Origin of the sequence: Arsenicicoccus sp. UBA6765 (genome assembly GCF_002453335.1) — a bacterium.
Lineage (GTDB): Bacteria > Actinomycetota > Actinomycetes > Actinomycetales > Dermatophilaceae > Arsenicicoccus > Arsenicicoccus bolidensis.
This window is the reverse complement of record NZ_DKGR01000051.1, coordinates 1230-2678: the sequence shown is the minus strand read 5'-3', so window position 1 is coordinate 2678 and position 1449 is coordinate 1230. Positions and strand designations below refer to the sequence as shown.

Genomic DNA, 1449 nt, shown 5'->3' with positions numbered 1-1449 from the left:
CCCCGCCGAGCCCGAAGGCGCGCGGATCTGCTTGCCGCAGAGCGTCGTCGGTGACCATGGCCGGCAGCGGTCGCAGGGCCAGCGGTGGTCGCCGACGGGCCGGCACCAGGTCACGGGCGAGCTGCCGCACGTCGTTCGGCTCGGTGAGGACGACCTGGACCTCGGCGTGGTCCGTGGCCCGGATGCCGCGCCCGGGAGGCTGGTGGTCCGGGCGGGCCGAGGCCGGGACGCCGCACAGGGCCAGGTCCGTCGCGTCGGCGAGCCGCAGCAGCAGACGCTCTCCCAGGTGGGTCGCGATCGACGAGGTCAGCAACGAGCGATCACCGGCGAGCACCACGACGAGGCCGTGCCCGGGCCCGTCGCGCAGGAGGCCGGTCAGGGCGTCCTGCAGGGCGGCACCGGTGAGAGGGTCCGCGCCGGCGAGGACGGCGTCCCACCGATCGACGAGGACCAGGACGGTCGGGTGCGCGTCGTCGGAGGCAACCTCGGAGGGCACGGTGGGGTGCAGCCCGGCGGCGAGCAGCTGCAGGAGACGCAGGACGCGACCCGGGTCGGCACGCGTCACGCGAGTGCCGCAGTGGGGCAGGGTCTCGAGGTCGCCGAGCCCGCCGTCTCCGTCGACGACGTGCAGGTGCAGCTGGTCTGCGGTGTGTCGCGAGACCGCCTCGACCGCGACGCTCCGCAGCAGGCTCGTGCGGCCGGTCCGGTGGGTCCCGACCACGGCGAGGTGACGACCGGCCTGCAGGTCGTAGTGCCAGACCGCTTGCTGCTGCTCGTGCGGGAGGTCCACCAGGCCCAGGGGCAGGGCGCCGTGGCCGTCGCTCGGGCCGGGGTCGGGCGGGAGGTCGGCGGGGTGGACGAGATCAGGCAACGGCGCGAGCCAGGGACTGGCCGGTCGGGACCGTCCCACGGCCGCCTCGCAGGTGGCGCGAACGAGGGCCGCGAGCTGGGTGTCTGGTCCGTTCCGGGCGGAGGACACGCGTCGCCCGTCCTCGAGCTCCACCGTTACGTCGCCGGTCGTGACGAGGGCCGGTGCTCCGGCCCACGCGGTCTGGAAGGCTCGAAGGCTTCCGTCGCCGGTCCGCCAGAGCGCGCGACCGGCCAGCCGGTCGCTGATCCGGGCCGCGTCGGGTGCCTCGATGACGTCCTCGGAGTCGGCGCGGTCACGCATGCGCAGGGCGATGCGAGCGTTGACGTTGGCACGGATGTCGGGCGTGACGACACCTGCCGGTCGCTGCGTCGCGAGCACGAGGTGGACGCCCAGGGAGCGACCGATCGTGGCGACGGTGAGCAGCCCCGGCACGAAGTCCGGGAGCTCCTGCGCCAGGACCCGGAACTCGTCGACGACGATCACCAGCCGGGGCACGAGCGGGTCGCCGGGCCGGCGGACCCGCTGGTAGGCCTCCAGGTCGACCGCGCCGGCAGCACGCAGGGCACGCTCGCGGCGGG

The 1449-nt window shown here is 75.2% G+C and carries 1 protein-coding gene; it reads right to left on the bottom strand.

The genetic code is table 11. The features are described 5' to 3' along the window. The coding region (locus tag B4K29_RS13295; protein ID WP_286967700.1) for an FtsK/SpoIIIE domain-containing protein at positions 1-1449 on the bottom strand (1449 nt) is incomplete at both ends.